The following is a 16,549-nucleotide window of genomic DNA, read 5'->3' as shown; positions in this document are numbered from 1 at the left end:
CCCGCGCGCCCCGCGAGGGCAGTTACCCCGCAGCAGCGGTTCTGAAACATGTTCAACGAAGACTCGCCAGCCCGGCAAGATCACCGAACCCACCCTGAAGTCGATCTTGTGACTGGACATCATGTCCAGTGTGTCGGCAGACTAGAACTTGTTCTACAGTGATGCCAGGCACACTCGAAGATGAGGTAACTGATATGACCGCTTCCCCGGGCTCCACGTCCGAAGCCGATTACGTCGTTGTTGGTGCGGGTAGCGCCGGTGCGGTGGTGGCCGGACGACTCGCCCAGCGCGGCGCGAGCGTGATCCTGTTGGAGGCCGGGCGCAAGGACAACACCCAGCTGGTCACCCGCCCCGGCATGATCTCGATGGTCCACACGGTCCCGCAGCTGAAGAAGCTGGTGGCGTGGAAGCAGTACTCGGTCCCGCAGAAGCACGCCAACGACCGTGAAATCCCCTTCACCCGCGGCAAGGTGCTGGGCGGATCCAGCTCCATCAACGGCATGCTCTACGTGCGCGGCAACCGCGCCAACTTCGACTCCTGGGCCGCCGAGGGCAACAAGGGCTGGAGCTACGACGAGGTCCTGCCCGCCTACAAGCGCCTGGAGAACTGGGTCGACGGCGCGGACGACTACCGCGCCACCGGCGGCCCGATCGAGGTGACCCGCCCGCGCGAGATCACCCCGATCTCCGAGGAATTCATTACCGCCGCGTCCGAGACCCTCGGCGCGCCGATCATCAAGGACTACAACGGCGCGTCGCAGGAAGGCATCTCGATCTTCCAGCAGAGCGTCAAAGACGGCCTGCGCTACAGCTCGTCGCGCGGGTTCATCACCAATATGCCGAACGCGAACTTGACCGTTCTCACCCACGTGCACGCCACCCGCGTAGTGATCGAGAACGGCCGCGCCACCGGCGTCGAGATCGCCGAGAAGAACGGCTCCCGCCGCGTGGTGCGGGCCGCCAAGGAGGTCATCGTCTCCGGCGGCGTCATCGGCTCGCCGCAGCTGCTCATGCTCTCGGGCATCGGCCCGGCCGGGCACCTGCGCGACCTCGGCATCGAGGTGCATGCGGACCTGCCCGTCGGCCAGAACCTGCACGATCACCTGTTCGTGCCCATGACCTTCGTATCCAAGAAGGCCATCCACCGCGGCATTCCGACCTACTTCGCACGCGGCATCCTCAAGGAGATGCGCAATCCGGGCAGCTCCTTCATGGGCCGCACGGTCTTCGAGGCCGTCGGCTTCGTCAAGACCAAGTTCGCCGAGGGCGACCACCCGGACATGCAGATCCACACCCTGCCGTGGAGCTACCCGACCCCCAACCAGGATCTCGACAAGCTGCACCTGGTGGACCGCCGCCCGGCGCTCACCGTCATGCCCAGCCTCATCTACCCGAAGAGCCGCGGCGAACTGAAGCTGGCCTCGCCGGACCCGTTCGCCTCGCCGCTCATCGATCCGGCCTACCTCACCGACCCCCGGGACACCGAGTTCCTGGTCGAGGGCATCAAGATGATCCGGGAGGTCATGTCCAACAAGAGCATCGCGGGCGACATCACCGAGAACTTCTTCCCTGGCCAGGAGTGGGCGGACGAGACCGCGCTGCGGCGCGAGCTGCCCAACCGGGTGCACTCCATCTACCACCCGGTCGGCACCTGCCGCATGGGTGTGGACGAACGCGCGGTCGTCGACCCGACGCTGAAGGTGCATGGCATCGAGGGGCTGCGCGTGGCCGACGCCTCGATCATGCCGAGCATCACCGGCGGCAACACCAACGCGCCGAGCTACATGATCGGCGAGAAGGCCGCCGAATTCATCGGGTGAGTCCCACTCTCGAAACTCTCAGGGCTCGCCCCTGAGACCCCAGAACCGCGGCGGAGTGCTGCTACTTCCCTGGTAGCTCCGACGCACGGGTCAGCGGATCACGACCACCGCCGACCCGGACAGCCCCGGGCCTACCACCTCTCGGCCCGGGGCTGTTGTTCTTCTCATCCGGAGGAGTCATGGTGTCCCTGTCCGTCGATGTGTGGCTGAGCGCGCCGCTCGCCGAATCAGCCGCTCGCGCAAAGCAATTGCTCGAGCTCGGGGTAGACGGCGTGTTCACGTTCGAAGGCGCGCACGATGTGTTCATGCCGCTCACGCTGGCCGCCGGGTCCGGAGTCGACATCATGACCAATGTGGCGATGGCGTTCCCGCGCAGCCCGATGCATCTGGCACACGCGGCGTGGGATCTCCAGGCGCTGTCGGGCGGGCGATTCCGGCTCGGGCTCGGGAGTCAGATCCGGACCCACATCGAACGGCGCTATGGCAGCGCCTGGTCGGAGCCGGTGGAGCGGATGCGCGACACCGTGCTGGCGGTGCAGGCCATCCTGCGGGCCTGGCAGCACGGGGACCGGCTGGACTATCGCGGGCGGTTCTGGCGGCACACGCTCATGCCACCTCAGTTCGATCCCGGGCCGAATCCCCATGGGGCGCCGCCGGTTCTGGTCGGCGCACTGGGGCCGCGCATGACCGCGATGGCGGCGGAGGTGGCGGACGGGTTGCTGGTGATGCCGTTCAATACCGAGCGACACTTCCGGGAGCGGACACTGGCCGCCGTCGCGAAGGGGCGTGGAGACTCGACCCGGCCGTTCGAAGTCATCGTGGAAGCCATTGTGGCCATGGGCGATTCGGAGCGGGAACTGTTCGAGGCGCGGCGGGCCGTGCGAAATCTGCTGGCGTTCTATGGATCCACGCCCGCCTACCGCCCGGTACTCGAGGTCGAGGGCTGGGCGGATCTGCAACCCGAACTCAACCTGCTGTCCAAGCAGGGGCGATGGCGGGAGATGGCCGGGCTGATCGACGACCCGATGGTGGATGCCCTGACCGTCAGCGGCACACCCGCCGAATGCGCCGCGCTGATCCGACGGCGCTTCGGCGACAGCGCCGCTCGGGTCTGCTGCTATTTCCCGGGCTACCAGGTCAGCGATGCCGCCATCGCCGAGCTGGTAGCCGCACTGCACTCCTGACTCGGGCCGCCCTGAAGGTCGGTCGCAACGTTCTCGATTCGCACGAACCGGCACCGCGGACCCGGTGGGCCGGAAACTGGCGGTCGTCGTTGTCGAGCAAGACCGCGAAAACCCCTCATTAGCAGGAATTTTCACTATTACAAGATCTTGTTAAGGCCGTGCCAAGCGCGGCTCGGCATCGTATGTGTCAACGCCGGAACACACCGGCGGGCCCAGCAAGCCACCATCCGGGGTGGGAACGCTGTGGGCCGACCCGTCTACGAGGGGTGGCGGGTCGGCCCACAGTAAACCAACCAACCGATACCGCTATTGGGACATGGCCTACCGCGAAGGGGGTGGTGGGCCAGCAGTGGACCCGCCGAGTCCGACCACGAGGGGTGTCGGACACGGCGGGTTCTCGGCTTTTCACCCTCCACTTCGCTCCGCGCGGGCGCACGGAGCTGAGACTGCCGTTCTTGCCTCCTGCGCTTCCTCCGAGGCGCAAGTCATGGAGCCGTTCACTCCCCGCACCGCGCGTGGGGAGTCGGACCGCAGTCCAGAACGAGCGTTCCCCTCCCACGCTTGCGCTGTGAACCACCGGGCCGAGGCTCGGAAACGCCCGTCAATGATCTTGTTATCTCCGATTGTGGCCGCCGGTACCCGGCACACGGCATCATGTAGGTAAGTGCGCCAAGAAGATTGGGATTGACGATGGAAACCTTGATCGTCTTCGTGTTGGCCTGCCTGATCTACTGGTGGGGCCTAGTCTGACGTGGGAGTCTGCGCGACCGCGTACAGCGCGTCCGCTATGCGGCGGCTGAAGTGGTCGGCATCCTCGGTGCCGTGCGTGAGGGCGCGCATCAGTGTCGCGCCGCGCAGGAATTCGAATATCGCCTCGACATCGCAATCACCGGCCGCCTGCCCCGATTCGGCGGCGACCGTGAGCAGCTCGCGCAACGCTTGAATGGTGGGCCGTTCGCCGCCGTCGAGCAGGCGGCGGTAGCTCTCCCGATCGTCGTGATACTCCGAGAGCAGACCGGGGATGGCCGAGCGGGCCGCGGGGTGCGCGGCGGCATGGAGGAACAGGCGCGTCCAGGCCAGCAAGTCGGTGCGCAGATCGCCGCTGGGGACCGGATGATTCTCAGTATCCAGCGCGAAGATCGCATCCTCCACCAGGGCGCGCTTGCCGGGCCAGCGGCGGTAGATCGAGGTGGTGACGACGCCGGCGCGCCGGGCCACGGCCGCGATGGTGGTGGCCTGGTAGCCGTCGCGGACCAGGAGTTCCTGGGTCGCGGTCAGCACCAGGGCGTCCAGCTGCGGGTCGCGTGGCCGGCCGGGGCCGGTGCGGGCGGTCCCTGCTGCGGTCACGGGACTTCCTCTCGCTCGGGTCGGGGGCAAATTCTGAAACAGGTTACATCGCGGCGACATTTTAAATACGCTACAGCGCGTATTCTAATATGGTGTGGGCCGGGCCACACCCCACGGGGGCAACCGTCGATGTCGACGCCCCAGGACGAACCGCTCACCCACCAGCTCGCCACCACCTTCGACCACGTGCAGCAGGGCGATCTGCGCTGGACCGAACGGGCGCCGCGGACCCGCGCAGACCCGCAAGGGAGGTCCGCAATCTCGAGTACCAGGAGACCTTCTCGGCCGCGCTGCTGTCGATCCCCTTACTGCGCATGACCCATCTGGTACAGCTCCGCCGGAAATGAACATCACCGGATTCCGCACCCCCCGCATCGAGCAATCGCTCGACTGACACTGTCGGCACCAAGGCCGAGCAGCCGTCGTATCGTGAACGACTCCGCCCCCGGCGTGCTGCCGGGGGCGGAGTCTGTTGCAGGTGTCGCCGACTAGCGGGTTTCGATCAGTTCCTCGGCCTCCGACTCGGACGGAACGCCCTCCGGCGCAGCCGACTTCGCGCCCTTCATCAAGAAGAAGGCCACCACCGTGGCGGCCAGCACCGCCGCGCCACCGGCCAGGAAGGTGTTCGACATGGCGTCGGTGAAGGCGTCGCGGGCCGCGGCCACCAGACTGCCGTCACCGGTGGCGAAGGCGCCGGCGATGCCCTCCCGGGCCGCCGCCGGGGCGTCGGCGGGCATGCCATTGGTGTAGGTGCCGGCCAGCACCGCGCCGAGCACCGCGACACCGAGCGCACCACCGGTCTGCTGGATGGTGTCGTTGAGCGCCGAACCCACACCCGCCTGCTCCGGCGGGATCGCACCCATCAGCGCACCGACCGCGGCCGGCATCGCCAGGCCCGCACCGGCGCCGACCAGCGACATGGCCAGGGCGGGCAGCCAGAAACCGGAGTCGGAGGTGAGCGCGGCCAGGGCCCCGAAGCCGCCGACCAGCACCAGCATGCCGACCAGGGTGACGGGACGCACGCCCAGCTTCCGCACCAGCCCGGCACCCAGGCCGTTGAACGCCAGCGCGGTCAGCGCGAACGGCGTGAAGGCGAGGGCGGTCTTGATGGGCGAGTAGCCGAGCACGAATTGCAGGTACTGGGTCAGCACCAGGGTCAGGCCGGCATTGGCGAAGGTGGCCAGCACCAGCGAGAAGCTGGATCCGGTGAAGACCCGGTTGCGGAACAGCTGCAGCGGAACCATCGGATGCTCGGCCTTCAGCTCCCGAATCACGAAGGCCGCCAGCACGACAACCGCCAGCACCAGCGTCACCCAGGTGCCGCCCAGGCCCTTGGCCGGGAACTCGATGATGGACCACACCAACGACACCATGCCGACGATCGAGAGCACCATGCCCGGGAGATCGATCGGACGGGCGGGCCCCTTGGACTCCGGCATCAGGGCGAAGGCGGCCACAATGGCCAGCGCCGCGATCGGCACGTTCAGCAGGAAGACCGAACCCCGCCAGAAGTGATTCAGCAGCGCGCCGCCCAGCACCGGGCCGCCGACCATGCCCAGCACGGATACCCCGGTCCATGCGGCGATCGCCTTGGGACGTTCGTCCTCGTCGAACACGGTGATCAGGATGGACAGCGTGCTCGGCATGATGAGCGCGCCGCCCACCGCCATGATCACGCGGCCGGAGATGAGCATCCCCGCGGTGGTCGCGTAGGCGGCGATGAGTGAAGCCGCGCCGAAGAGCGTGAGCCCGAGCACCATCACCAGCCTGCGGCCGAAGCGGTCCGACAGGCTGCCGGTGGTGAGCAGCAGGCCCGCGAAAACCAGGATGTAGGAGTCGATCACCCACTGCAGGGCCTGGGACCCGGCGTGCAGGTCGATCGCGATCTCCGGCAGCGCCACGGTGAGGACCATATTGTCGATCACCAGCACGAGCGTGGCGAGGCAGAGCACGACCAGGATCAGCCAGCGCTTCGGATTGCGCTGCGCCGCAGGCGATGTCAGCGCCTCGGTCAAATCGGATGCAGTCATTTCGGTTCCCTCGAGAAGGTCTTCCGCACACTGTGCGGCGATATCGAACACCGTACGGCCTCCGTACACTGTTCGCAATAGGGAACGGTGTACGGCGAGACGAACGGCGTTCTGGCTGGGGGTTATGCTTGTCCGCGGACGAAGGAGGAAAAGCCATGGCGGCGAAAGCGCACCAGTTCTCGTCGGTATGGACCCGCCCGGAACGGCAGCGGCGGGATCAGCCCGCACTGAGCCGGGAGCAGATCGTGGCCGAGGCGCTCGCCCTCCTCGACACCGAGGGATATGACGCCCTCAGCATGCGACGGCTCGGCGGCCGCCTCAATGTCGGAGCCACCTCGCTGTACACCCACGTCACCAACAAGGACGAGATCCTCGAGTTGGTGATCGACGCGGCGTTCGGCGATGTCGGCCTGCCCGCCACCATCGTGGCGGCGAACTGGCGCACCGACCTGCTGGCCCTCGGCAAGGACCTGCGCGCGACGGTGCTCCGCCACCCCTGGATCAGCACCGCCATGACCGGAGCTGGACTCGCCTACCTCGGCCCGAACCTCATGCGCATGTCCGACACCATGCTCGCCATTCTCGAGGCCGCCGGATTCGACGACCTCGACGCCGACCGGGCCTCCAATGCCATCTGGGCCTACGTACTCGGCTCCACCAGCACCGAGACCGCCATGCTCACCTCCGTCGCCCGCAGCGGGATGAGCGAGCAGGAGTGGTTCACCACGATGATGTCCATGGCCGAACAGGCGGCGCAGAACTACCCGCACGTCGCCAAACGCTATGACTTCTACCGTGACGCCGACGCCGCACAGTCCCGAGATGATTTCTTCGACGCGGAGTTAGGGCTCATCCTGGATGGGCTCGAGTTGCGGCGCAGTCGCAGAGCGGGGAAATAGACTGCGGCGCGCGCTGATTCAGTCCGATCCCGCCAATCGACGGCGCTGCGCCGGAGTCTCCACGATCACCGAGCCGATGACCAGCGCTGCCAGCACGGTCAGCAGTCCGGCCACCGGAATGTGCGTGGCGAACGGCAGCAACGCGGCCGCCAGCACGGCGGTGAGCAGCCGGATCACCACGACGGGCTCGCGAATTCCGGTGAAGGCAGCACGGGTCAGCGCTACCGAGACCAGGTAGACGATCACGCCACCGACGATGCAGTCCGCGGCGGTGGCGTTCGGATGCGAGCCGCCGCCGGTCACCGCGATGCCCATGGATGCCCCGGTCAAGGCGAGACCGAGCAGCAGCGGCAGGTGCCCGAAGGTGTAGAGGTGCAGGAGTTTTCCGGTGCGCGCCAATTCGGCGTGCGTCCCAGGGCGCATCCCGCTGCCATTGAAGTAGGACCACCACAGGCCCACGGTGAGCGCGAAGGCGGCGGCCGCGGTCACCGCCGCCCAGCCGGCGGTGTGCACGACCGCCAAACCATTGGTGAAACCCAGCACGGACTCGCCCAGGATCACAATGGTAAAGAGCCCGAAGCGTTCTCGCAGATGGTCGGTCTCCTGCTCGACGCGGGCCAGCCGCCGGGTCACCACCAGCGGCAGGGCCAGCTCCATGAGCATGGCGAGCGCCCAGGCGCCGTAGCGCAGCGGGCGCGCGTCGAAGGCGAGGCCGCCGAGCCAGCACACCGCACTCACGGCCGAACCCAGTGTGAAAGAACGGAATACGTCCTTCAGTGCCGGATTGCGCTGGGAGTCCCAGGCATACAGCAGGGCGACACCGGCTCGCGCCACCAGGTACGCGAGGACGAATCCGGCGTCCACGCCCCGGCTCTGGCCGACCGCGCCGGCGAACACCGCCATGCCGACGATGCCCGTCAGCCCGAAACTGGTGAGCAAGCGGTGGGCGGGTGTATCCCGATCGGCCCGATTGGCGTGCACCGCGTACAGGACCCACGCCCACCACAGCGGCACGAACAGTCCGGCCGCCGCGGCCACCGATCCGGCATCGGGGTGCGCGCCCACCCGATGCGTGATCTGCCCGACCGCCGCCGCGAACACCAGATCCCCGAAGCATTCGAACCAGGTGGCCCGGCGTGGTGTGGTGGTTTCCGGTGTGGCGGCGGAGCTTTCGAGCATGACGACCAAACTACTGACCGGTCAGCGACCCGTCGCGAGACTGGTGCCGCCATTGGCGTCGAGCACGACGCCGGTGATGAACCCGTTGGTGGCCAGCATGTGAATGGCGCGGGCGATGTCCTCGGGGCGGCCGACGCGGCCGACCGGAGTGGTCGCCACCAGGCCGTCGAACAGGGCGGTGCGCTGGGCCTCGGGCACCCGGTCCCACCACGGGGTGTCGATGACGCCCGGTGAGATGGCATTGATGCGCAGCGGGGCGAGTTCGACGGCGAGCGGCGGCACCATGGCGTCGAGCGCGCCGTTGATCGCGGCCAGGCCCGCGGTGCCGGGAAAGGCCGATCGGGACGAGCCGGCGGTCACCAGGGTGACAGAGCCCCGCGTATCCAGGTGCGGGAGCGCGGCTTTCAGGATGCGCACCTGCGGCCAGAACTTGCCGTCGAAACCGGCTGCCAGCTGGTCCAGGTCGAGTTCGGCGAAGGGACCGCTGCCGGCCGAGCCGCTCACCGAGATGACCAGGTGGTCGATGGTCCCGGCCTGGGCGAAGAAGGCGTCGATGTCGGTCTGGCTGGTGGCGTCCAGGGCGTAGCCGGCGGTCTTGCCGCCGATGCGGGCGATTGCCGCGTCCAGCTTGTCCCGGCCGCGGCCGGTGATGACTACCTCGGCGCCGTCTGCCGCGAAGGCCGCGGCGGTGGCCTCGCCGATGCCGGAGCTGCCACCCATGATGACGACGCGCGGTGTTGTGGTCATTGTCGGAACCCTCTCTGTCGCTGTCCGGCTATTCTTACGGAACTGACAGTCTCGACAACATTGCCGACGAGACGTTTAGTCTCGACAAAGCGAGTGAGTTGCATCACAGGAGGTGGATCATGGAAGCCGCGGCGGCACAGCCCAATCCGGTGCGACCGCACACCGGCCGACGCCGCAACGAGGCCACCCGCCAGGCCATCCTGGAGGCCTCGCTGCGGCTGCTCGGCGAATCCGAGGGCGCGCCGGTTACCATCGACGCCATCGCGCGGGCGGCCGGGGTCGGGAAGCAGACCGTGTACCGGTGGTGGCCGTCCAAGGGCGCGGTTCTCCTGGACGCGCTGACCGAACGGTCGGCGCTCGAGGTGCCGACGCCCGACAGCGGCTCGGTGCGCGCCGATCTTCGCACCATCGCCGAAGCGACTTTCCGTGGCGCGCAGAGCAGTTCGACCGCGCCCGCACTGCGCACCCTGGTACGCGAGGCGGCCCACGATCCGCATCTGGCGGAATTGCTGGCGACCTTCACCGCCCAGCGCCGGGAGGCCGTGCGCGCCGTCCTGGCCCGCGGGCAGCAGCGCGGGGAATTGCCCGCCGATGCCGACCTGGACCTCATGGTCGACCAGTTCTACGGCGTGTTCTGGTATCGCTTCATCCTCGGCCACGCACCGCTGGACGACGCGCTGGCCGAGCGGCTCACCGATTCGATTCTGGGCGGCGACCGAACAATTCGGCCGAACGATCGCCCTGCGCGAGATGCCGCAGTGCCGCGATGAGCTCGTCGCCGAGCACGTTTCCGACCACGACGGCCTCGGCCATGCCGTCGATATCGCCGCGCGAGGTCACCGCGGCCATATCGAGGTCGGCGATCGGCTCCAGGGTGCGCGCGTAGTCGTCGAGCCGATCCACGAGTTCGCCGTGGCCGAGTTGCCGGATCGCGCCCACCACTTCGGCGGCCGCGAACACGGCTGGATCGTCCCGTCCGACCCGCCAGCCCAGGCGGTCGAGCATGGCCCGCACCGCCGCGACGGCGGCGGTCCGCGACTCCTCATCGCAGAAAGCGATGCTGCGGGCGGCGGTGTGCTGGGCGACACCGAGGATCTTGTGCGCGCCGAGGTCCGAATCATCCAGGGCCGCGATCACATCGCGCGCCGATGCGATGGAGAGCCCGCCGACCTCGAGGAGCGCCCGGACGAGCCGGAGCCGGCGCAGGTGCGCGTCGTCGTACCGCGCCTGGTTACGGCCGGTCGCCTCGCCCTTGGGCAGCAGGCCTTCCCGCAGGTAGAACTTGATCGTCGGGGTGGACACGCCACTGGCCTTGCTCAGCTCCCCGATTCGCATCGAACCTCCTCGTGCCCACGCCCGGCTTGCGCTTCGAGAACCATTTTAGATAGCAGAGCTATCCATCGAAAGGGCCCCGCACTGCGGAAGGCGGTCCGAGCCGACGCCGCGTGCCGGGTGATCGCGGACACTAATCTGGACCGTTGCCCAGATCACAGAGGCGGGTCTGGAATAGATCCGGCAGGCCCCCGGTTGATCCCCTTGCCGGCGTCGGAACAGCCCCGGGCCGCACCCTTCGTCGCTACGAGCGACCACTCGCCGAGAGGCGCTTGTTGGGCGTCGGCTTCAACTTTCCGGGTTAGTCTGAGCGCATGCGGCGTATGCGCAGGGGGTTGGCCGGCGCGATTGCGGCGGTCCTGACGGCAGGCAGCATGATCATCGGCGGCGGTATCGCCGGGGCCATGCCGAATCGGCCGCGCTGCGCCGAACCCGCCGGGCGGGAATTCCAGCGCGCCGCGCCCGAGGACACCGGCGTCGACTCCGGTCTGCTGGCCGCCGCCCTGGACTTCGCCGCCTCCCGAAACCGCTTGAACGTGCAAGTGTTTCGGCACAACTGCCTGATCGGCACCGGCCCGACGAATACCGAAACCGATGCGGTGCCTTGGAATGTCTGGAGTGTCACCAAGAGCATCGTCTCCTTGCTCGCCGGAATTGCCTGGGATCAAGGGAAACTCGATATCGACGCACCCCTCGACCGCATTCTCCCGCCCGGTATCGGCGATGCCGAGCATCGCGCCATCACGGTGGAGAATCTGCTCCAGGAGACCTCCGGCCTGCGCGTCGGCGCTGTCACCGAAGGCATTACGGGCGTCGTCCCGATCGATCCGTTCAGTGCGGTGCAGGCGCTTGGCGTGCCCTTCGAGGATCCGCCGGGCACCACCTTCCAATACAGTCAGCGGAATGTGGACCTGCTGTCCTATGTGATCGAATTGGCCGTCGGCGAGCCGCTGCAGCAATTCGCGCAGCGGGAACTGTTCGGCCCCCTCGGAATTCAGCGCGGCGACTACTATTGGGCACGGGACCGGTCGGGCCACACCTACGGCTATGCGCATCTGTTCATCCCACCCGCCGATCTTGCCCGGCTGGGGATGCTGGTCGCCGAACACGGAAAATGGAACGGGCGCACCATAATTTCGGATGACTACCTGAAACGCGCCGCCACCGGGTCGAACGCCAACCCCTGCTATGGATACCTGTTCTGGACCGGCCCGGGTTGTGCGGAAAATCCCGAATTCCTGCCCGCCGACACCTATTCCATGTCCGGGCTCGGCCTGCAGCACGTATTCGTGGTGCCCAGCCTGGATCTCATGGTGGTGTGGACCGGCGTCTTCGGCGTCCACACCACGCAGGGTCTCAGCGGCCAACTCCAGTACGTCGGCGAGCCGTCGCACGAGTTCTTCCGCCGTCTGCTGGCGGCGTTGAACGACAACCCGATTCCCGATCCGGGCCCTTATGTGGAGGCGCCGCTATCGGTCGACTACCGATCCTTCGTCGACAACGATATCGCGCTGGCGGTCTTCGGCCTCGGTGCGGACGCGTATCCGGGCTGCACCGTGGCGTCCTGTCTGAACCTTCCGCTCGCGCCGCCGTTCAGCGACGCCCCGCCGGGCTGCCTGCTGGTGGCATGCGTCGGACCCGACCCGCGCACACCGGGTATTCGCTGACCGGCGACCGCCCGCGCTCAGGGGGTGACCGCGGCGCGGCCCGCCAACTCCCGTAACTCGTCGGCCGGTCGGCGACCGGCGAATTGCAGCAGATCCCGCACCACCGCACGGGCTCGATGATCGGTGTGCACCAGTTCCGGGGTTAGTCGCTCGGCATGGAGCAACGCCTCCAAGGCTTCGGTCGCCTGCCGCCGCTGCGCGTGCGCGCGGGCCACGTCGACCAGGAAGCGGGCCTGCCGGTCCGGAGACAGGGTCGAGGCATCGACGGTACGCGCGGTATCGAGCGCCTCGCCCGCGTCACCCAGTTCGACGGCCACCGCCACCGCGTGCACGGCGACCCCGGTCGGTCCGAACTCGGTGTCGAAATCGTTGCGGCCCTCGCCAAGCTGGTCGGCCGCGGTGCGCGCCGCCGCCAGCCCGGCGCGGGCCGCCGTGCGATTCCCATCCGTCGCGGCGATCACCGCCAGCATGAGCTGCAGAGATCCGTAGAGCGACAGCACTTCCGGACGCGGCTGCTCGGCCTCCACCTGCGCGGCCAGCGCCGCCACCGACACCCGCGCCGCCTGCTCGGCCTGTTCCAGCCGCTGCAGGCGCAGGAATGCCTGTGCCATGCGGTAGGTTCCGGCCACCACGCTGAGCGCGTCACCGGACTCCTCGGCCGCGGACAGCGCGCGATCGGCCGCCACCCACGCCGCATCGACCTCTTCCTGGCGGGTGAACGCGGTCGCGGCCACCTGATAGGCGCGCGAGAGCAGGGTCAGCACCTCCGGCCGCCGCGTGGCGTTCGCGCGCGCGGCGTGCTCGAGATCCGGAATCAGTTCCAGCAGCGTGCTGCCCACCTCGACCAGCCGGGACTCGTGCGCCAACTGCCAGGCCAGGTCCACGCGCTCTCGCAGCTCCGGCAATTTCGCGGCCGACTCGCGATCGGCCTCGTCTCCGAAGAGCTGCTCCAGTGCGGGATGTCCGGTGAGCAGCAGCCGTAGCTGCTCGAAAACCGCCGAGCCGGGCCGATGCCCGTCGCCGCGGTCCGCGGCCATCGGTTCGGCAGCCTCCGGGCGCAGGTCACGCACCGCCACACCGAGCACGTCCGCCAGTCTTTGCAGAACGGACAGTCGCTCAACAGGCAGCACATCTCGCTCGACCTGCGACACCCAGCTTTCCGAGCGCCGAATCGCCGCTCCCAACTCTTTCTGCGATAGTCCCCGCCGCCGGCGCAACTCCGCTACCCGTGCCCCAAGGGTACTTTCGGCCACCGGGTCAAACTCCTTCTGCCTGATCGGCTTTCCCGGCCGTCACCGCCCGCTTGTTTCGCCGATGTCTACCATGCCCTTCTCCTTCCGCCCTTTCCATCCAGAGGGGGGATCTGCCGACAAGGATTCCAGACCGGACGAGCTTACGGCGCACAGTATGGAACATGGATTTTTCTTATTGCACCACAATTTTTCTGTGTTTAACGTTTGAAGAGGACCCGTCGAACCAAACGGACGACAAGAGGTGGTCATGCCCGGCGAACTTCTCTTCTTCCTACTCGGAGCCGGAATCGGCGGCGCGTCAATGTGGTTCGCGGCGTGCGCCGTTGCGGCCACCAAGTATGCCTCCATTGACGATGGAGCCACGGTGCAAAGCATCACCGCGCGCCTCGAACGCGAGGGTATCCGGAACTCGCGCTCGATGAAAGATCAACCACCCACACACCGGGCAACAGCCAGATGACCGCCGCGCCGAAAACCGGCGAAGTCCGTGTGCGCCTGCGGTTTCCCGGTGGAATGATCTTGGATTACCGCGCGGAGCGCGCAATTGCCGAACGTCTCGCAGCGCATTTGCGACCGCATCGCATTGAAGTCACGATCGACGGGATGCCGACGGACCGACTACCGCCACTGCCGTGCGCGGAACTTTGGGCGGATTGACCGACATCGGGAGCGATCGCATTGACACCGGACCAATATCCGAAAACGGACCGTGCACTTTGTTGTGCACGGCCCGTTACGGATCGTTCTGATCAGTTGTTCAAAAGAACTTCGGCGATCTGAATGGTGTTGAGCGCGGCGCCCTTACGCAGGTTGTCACCCGAGATGAACAGCGCCAGGCCGCGGCCGTCCGGCACACCCGGATCCTGGCGGATGCGGCCGACCAGCGACTCGTCGATGCCGGCGGCGGCCAGCGGGGTGGGAACGTCGGTGAGCTTCACGCCGGGCGCCTTCGCCAGCAATTCCTCGGCGCGCTCCACCGAAATCGGCTGGGCGAACTCGGCATTGATCGACAGCGAGTGGCCGGTGAAGACCGGAACCCGCACACATGTGCCGCTCACCAGCAGCTCCGGGAGGCCCAGGATCTTACGGGACTCGTTGCGCAGCTTCTGGTCCTCGTCGGTCTCGCCGCTGCCGTCGTCCACCAGCGAACCCGCGAGCGGGATGACGTCGAAGGCGATGGGGGCCACGTACTTGTTCGGGGCGGGGAACCGCACCGCGGAACCGTCGTGCACCAGCTTCTCGGCGTCACCGATGACGGCGCGCACCTGCGAGGCCAACTCCTCGACGCCCGCCAGGCCCGAGCCCGAAACCGCCTGATAGCTGGACACGATCAGCCGCTGCAGCCCGGCCTCGTCATGCAGCACCTTGAGCACCGGCATGGCGGCCATGGTGGTGCAGTTCGGGTTGGCGATGATGCCCTTGGCCAAGTTGCGCGTGGCCTCCGGGTTCACCTCCGAGACGACCAGCGGCACCTCGGGATCCTTGCGCCAAGCCGAGGAGTTGTCGATGACGGTGACACCGGCAGCCGCGAAACGCGGAGCCTGCACCCGGGACATGGTGGCGCCGGCCGAGAACAGCGCGATATCCAGTCCACTCGGGTCGGCGCTCTCGGTGTCCTCGACCACGATGTCGCGGCCGCGGAAGGGCAGCGTCTTGCCGGCCGAGCGCGAGGATGCGAAGAACCGCACCTCGTCGGCCGGGAAGTTGCGTTCCTCCAGCAGCTTTCGCATGACGGCGCCGACCTGACCGGTCGCGCCGACTACGCCCACACGCACACCCATGGTTCTACCGTCCCGTTCCGCCGTGCACGACCGCGACCTCGTCGCCGCCCAGATCGAACGCCGCGTGCAGCACCTTCACGGCCTCGTCCAGGTCGGTGTCCTTGACCAGCACCGAGATCCGGATCTCGGAGGTGGAGATGAGATCGATATTGATACCGGCTTCGGCCAGCGACTCGCAGAAGGTGGCGGTCACGCCCGGGTGCGACTTCATGCCCGCACCGACCAGCGACACCTTGCCGATGTGGTCGTCGTACACAACCTGGGAGAAGCCGATGTCGCCCTGCTGCTTGGTGAGCAGCTCGACGGCGCGCGGGCCCTCGAGCTTGGGCAGGGTGAAGGTGATGTCGGTCTTACCGGTCTCCACCTTGGAGATGTTCTGCAGCACCATGTCGATATTGATCTCGGCATCGGCGACCGCGCGGAACACCTTGGCGGCGTAGCCCGGCTTGTCCGGAATGCCGACCACGGTCACCTTGGCCTCGCTGCGGTCGTGCGCGACGCCCGTGAGGATTGCTTGCTCCAAGGGGATGTCCTCCATCGATCCGGTAATCATGGTGCCCGTCTTGTCGGTGTACGAGGACCGCACGTGGACGGGCACGTTGTAGCGGCGCGCGTACTCGACGCAACGCAGCATGAGAACTTTCGAGCCGCAGGCGGCCATCTCCAGCATTTCCTCGTAGGAGACGGTGTCCAGCTTCTGGGCGTCGGAGACGATGCGCGGGTCGGCGGAGAAGACGCCGTCCACATCGGTGTAGATCTCGCAGACATCGGCATTGAGCGCGGCGGCCAGCGCGACGGCGGTGGTGTCGGAACCACCGCGGCCCAGCGTGGTCACGTCCTTGCTGTCCTGGCTCACGCCCTGGAAGCCCGCGACCAGCACGATGGTGCCCTGACCCAGCGCCTGCTGCACCCGGCCCGGGGCCACGTCGATGATCTTGGCGTTGCCGTGCGTGCCGGTCGTGATGACACCGGCCTGCGAGCCGGTGAACGAACGGGCCTCGGCGCCCAGCGAGTGAATGGCCATGGCGACCAAGGCATTGGAGATGCGCTCACCGGAGGTGAGGAGCATGTCCATCTCGCGGGCCGGGGCGGCCGGCGCGACCTGCTGAGCCAGATCCAGCAGTTCGTCGGTGGTGTCGCCCATGGCGGAGCACACGACGACCACATCATGGCCCAGCTTCTTGGTCTCGACGATCCGCTCGGCGACCCTCCGGATGCGCTCGGCGGTGGCGACCGAGGATCCTCCGTACTTCTGGACGACGAGAGCCACGGCGGAAATCCTCCAAGATCGACAAACTGCTGCTACCGAC

13 protein-coding genes are annotated in these 16,549 nt (G+C 67.4%); 5 read left to right on the top strand and 8 right to left on the bottom strand.

Annotated elements, in window-relative coordinates:
• Positions 1 to 194: 194 nt before the first annotated feature.
• Both GLP40_RS05360 and GLP40_RS05355 read left to right on the top strand, forming a co-directional pair.
• The gene (locus GLP40_RS05360; protein ID WP_154786665.1) at positions 195 to 1,820 is read left to right on the top strand and encodes a GMC family oxidoreductase; all 1,626 of its coding nucleotides are present in this window, start codon (positions 195 to 197) and stop codon (positions 1,818 to 1,820) included.
• Positions 1,821 to 2,008: 188 nt separating this feature from the next.
• Positions 2,009 to 3,004, top strand: coding sequence for a TIGR03617 family F420-dependent LLM class oxidoreductase (locus tag GLP40_RS05355; protein ID WP_407671538.1), 996 nt, complete (start codon positions 2,009 to 2,011; stop codon positions 3,002 to 3,004).
• A 741-nt stretch (positions 3,005 to 3,745) separates the two neighbouring features.
• On the opposite strand, the gene GLP40_RS05350 is transcribed toward GLP40_RS05355, so the two are convergent.
• Complete coding sequence (locus tag GLP40_RS05350) at positions 3,746 to 4,351, bottom strand: TetR/AcrR family transcriptional regulator (protein ID WP_328289716.1); 606 nt, start codon at positions 4,349 to 4,351, stop codon at positions 3,746 to 3,748.
• A 488-nt stretch (positions 4,352 to 4,839) separates the two neighbouring features.
• The gene (locus tag GLP40_RS05340) at positions 4,840 to 6,381 is read right to left on the bottom strand and encodes an MFS transporter (RefSeq protein WP_154786661.1); all 1,542 of its coding nucleotides are present in this window, start codon (positions 6,379 to 6,381) and stop codon (positions 4,840 to 4,842) included.
• Between the two features lie 155 nt (positions 6,382 to 6,536).
• On the opposite strand from GLP40_RS05340, the gene GLP40_RS05335 reads away from it, so the two are divergent.
• A complete protein-coding gene (locus GLP40_RS05335) occupies positions 6,537 to 7,280 on the top strand; it encodes a TetR/AcrR family transcriptional regulator (RefSeq protein WP_154786660.1) in 744 nt (247 codons plus the stop codon).
• Positions 7,281 to 7,298: 18 nt separating this feature from the next.
• Here the strand turns inward: GLP40_RS05335 and GLP40_RS05330 are convergent, their stop codons facing one another.
• Positions 7,299 to 8,459, bottom strand: a complete 1,161-nt coding sequence (locus GLP40_RS05330; protein ID WP_154786659.1) for a low temperature requirement protein A — start codon at positions 8,457 to 8,459, stop codon at positions 7,299 to 7,301.
• Positions 8,460 to 8,480: 21 nt separating this feature from the next.
• Positions 8,481 to 9,206, bottom strand: coding sequence for an SDR family oxidoreductase (locus tag GLP40_RS05325; RefSeq protein WP_230329246.1), 726 nt, complete (start codon positions 9,204 to 9,206; stop codon positions 8,481 to 8,483).
• Between the two features lie 119 nt (positions 9,207 to 9,325).
• On the opposite strand from GLP40_RS05325, the gene GLP40_RS05320 reads away from it, so the two are divergent.
• A complete protein-coding gene (locus tag GLP40_RS05320) occupies positions 9,326 to 9,976 on the top strand; it encodes a TetR/AcrR family transcriptional regulator (protein WP_154786658.1) in 651 nt (216 codons plus the stop codon).
• Here GLP40_RS05320 and GLP40_RS05315 read toward each other — a convergent pair.
• A complete protein-coding gene (locus GLP40_RS05315) occupies positions 9,897 to 10,541 on the bottom strand; it encodes a MerR family transcriptional regulator (protein WP_154786657.1) in 645 nt (214 codons plus the stop codon). The genes GLP40_RS05320 and GLP40_RS05315 overlap by 80 nt on opposite strands.
• Before the next feature lie 311 nt (positions 10,542 to 10,852).
• Here GLP40_RS05315 and GLP40_RS05310 point away from each other — a divergent pair, with 311 nt between their 5' ends.
• Positions 10,853 to 12,205, top strand: coding sequence for a serine hydrolase domain-containing protein (locus GLP40_RS05310; protein WP_230329245.1), 1,353 nt, complete (start codon positions 10,853 to 10,855; stop codon positions 12,203 to 12,205).
• 17 nt (positions 12,206 to 12,222) lie between these two features.
• Here the strand turns inward: GLP40_RS05310 and GLP40_RS05305 are convergent, their stop codons facing one another.
• The 3 genes from GLP40_RS05305 to GLP40_RS05295 all read right to left on the bottom strand — a co-directional run bounded on the left by GLP40_RS05305 (position 12,223) and on the right by GLP40_RS05295 (position 16,509).
• Positions 12,223 to 13,458, bottom strand: a complete 1,236-nt coding sequence (locus GLP40_RS05305) for a helix-turn-helix domain-containing protein (protein WP_328289715.1) — start codon at positions 13,456 to 13,458, stop codon at positions 12,223 to 12,225.
• A gap of 749 nt (positions 13,459 to 14,207) precedes the next feature.
• Complete coding sequence (locus tag GLP40_RS05300) at positions 14,208 to 15,239, bottom strand: aspartate-semialdehyde dehydrogenase (protein WP_154786656.1); 1,032 nt, start codon at positions 15,237 to 15,239, stop codon at positions 14,208 to 14,210.
• 4 nt (positions 15,240 to 15,243) lie between these two features.
• Complete coding sequence (locus GLP40_RS05295) at positions 15,244 to 16,509, bottom strand: aspartate kinase (RefSeq protein ID WP_328289714.1); 1,266 nt, start codon at positions 16,507 to 16,509, stop codon at positions 15,244 to 15,246.
• Positions 16,510 to 16,549 lie beyond the last annotated feature (40 nt).

This window comes from Nocardia aurantiaca, assembly GCF_009708175.1.
In the GTDB taxonomy this organism is placed as follows: Bacteria; Actinomycetota; Actinomycetes; order Mycobacteriales; family Mycobacteriaceae; genus Nocardia; species Nocardia aurantiaca.
The sequence above is the reverse complement of the archived record's forward strand: the minus strand, read 5'-3'. Positions and strand labels throughout refer to the sequence as shown.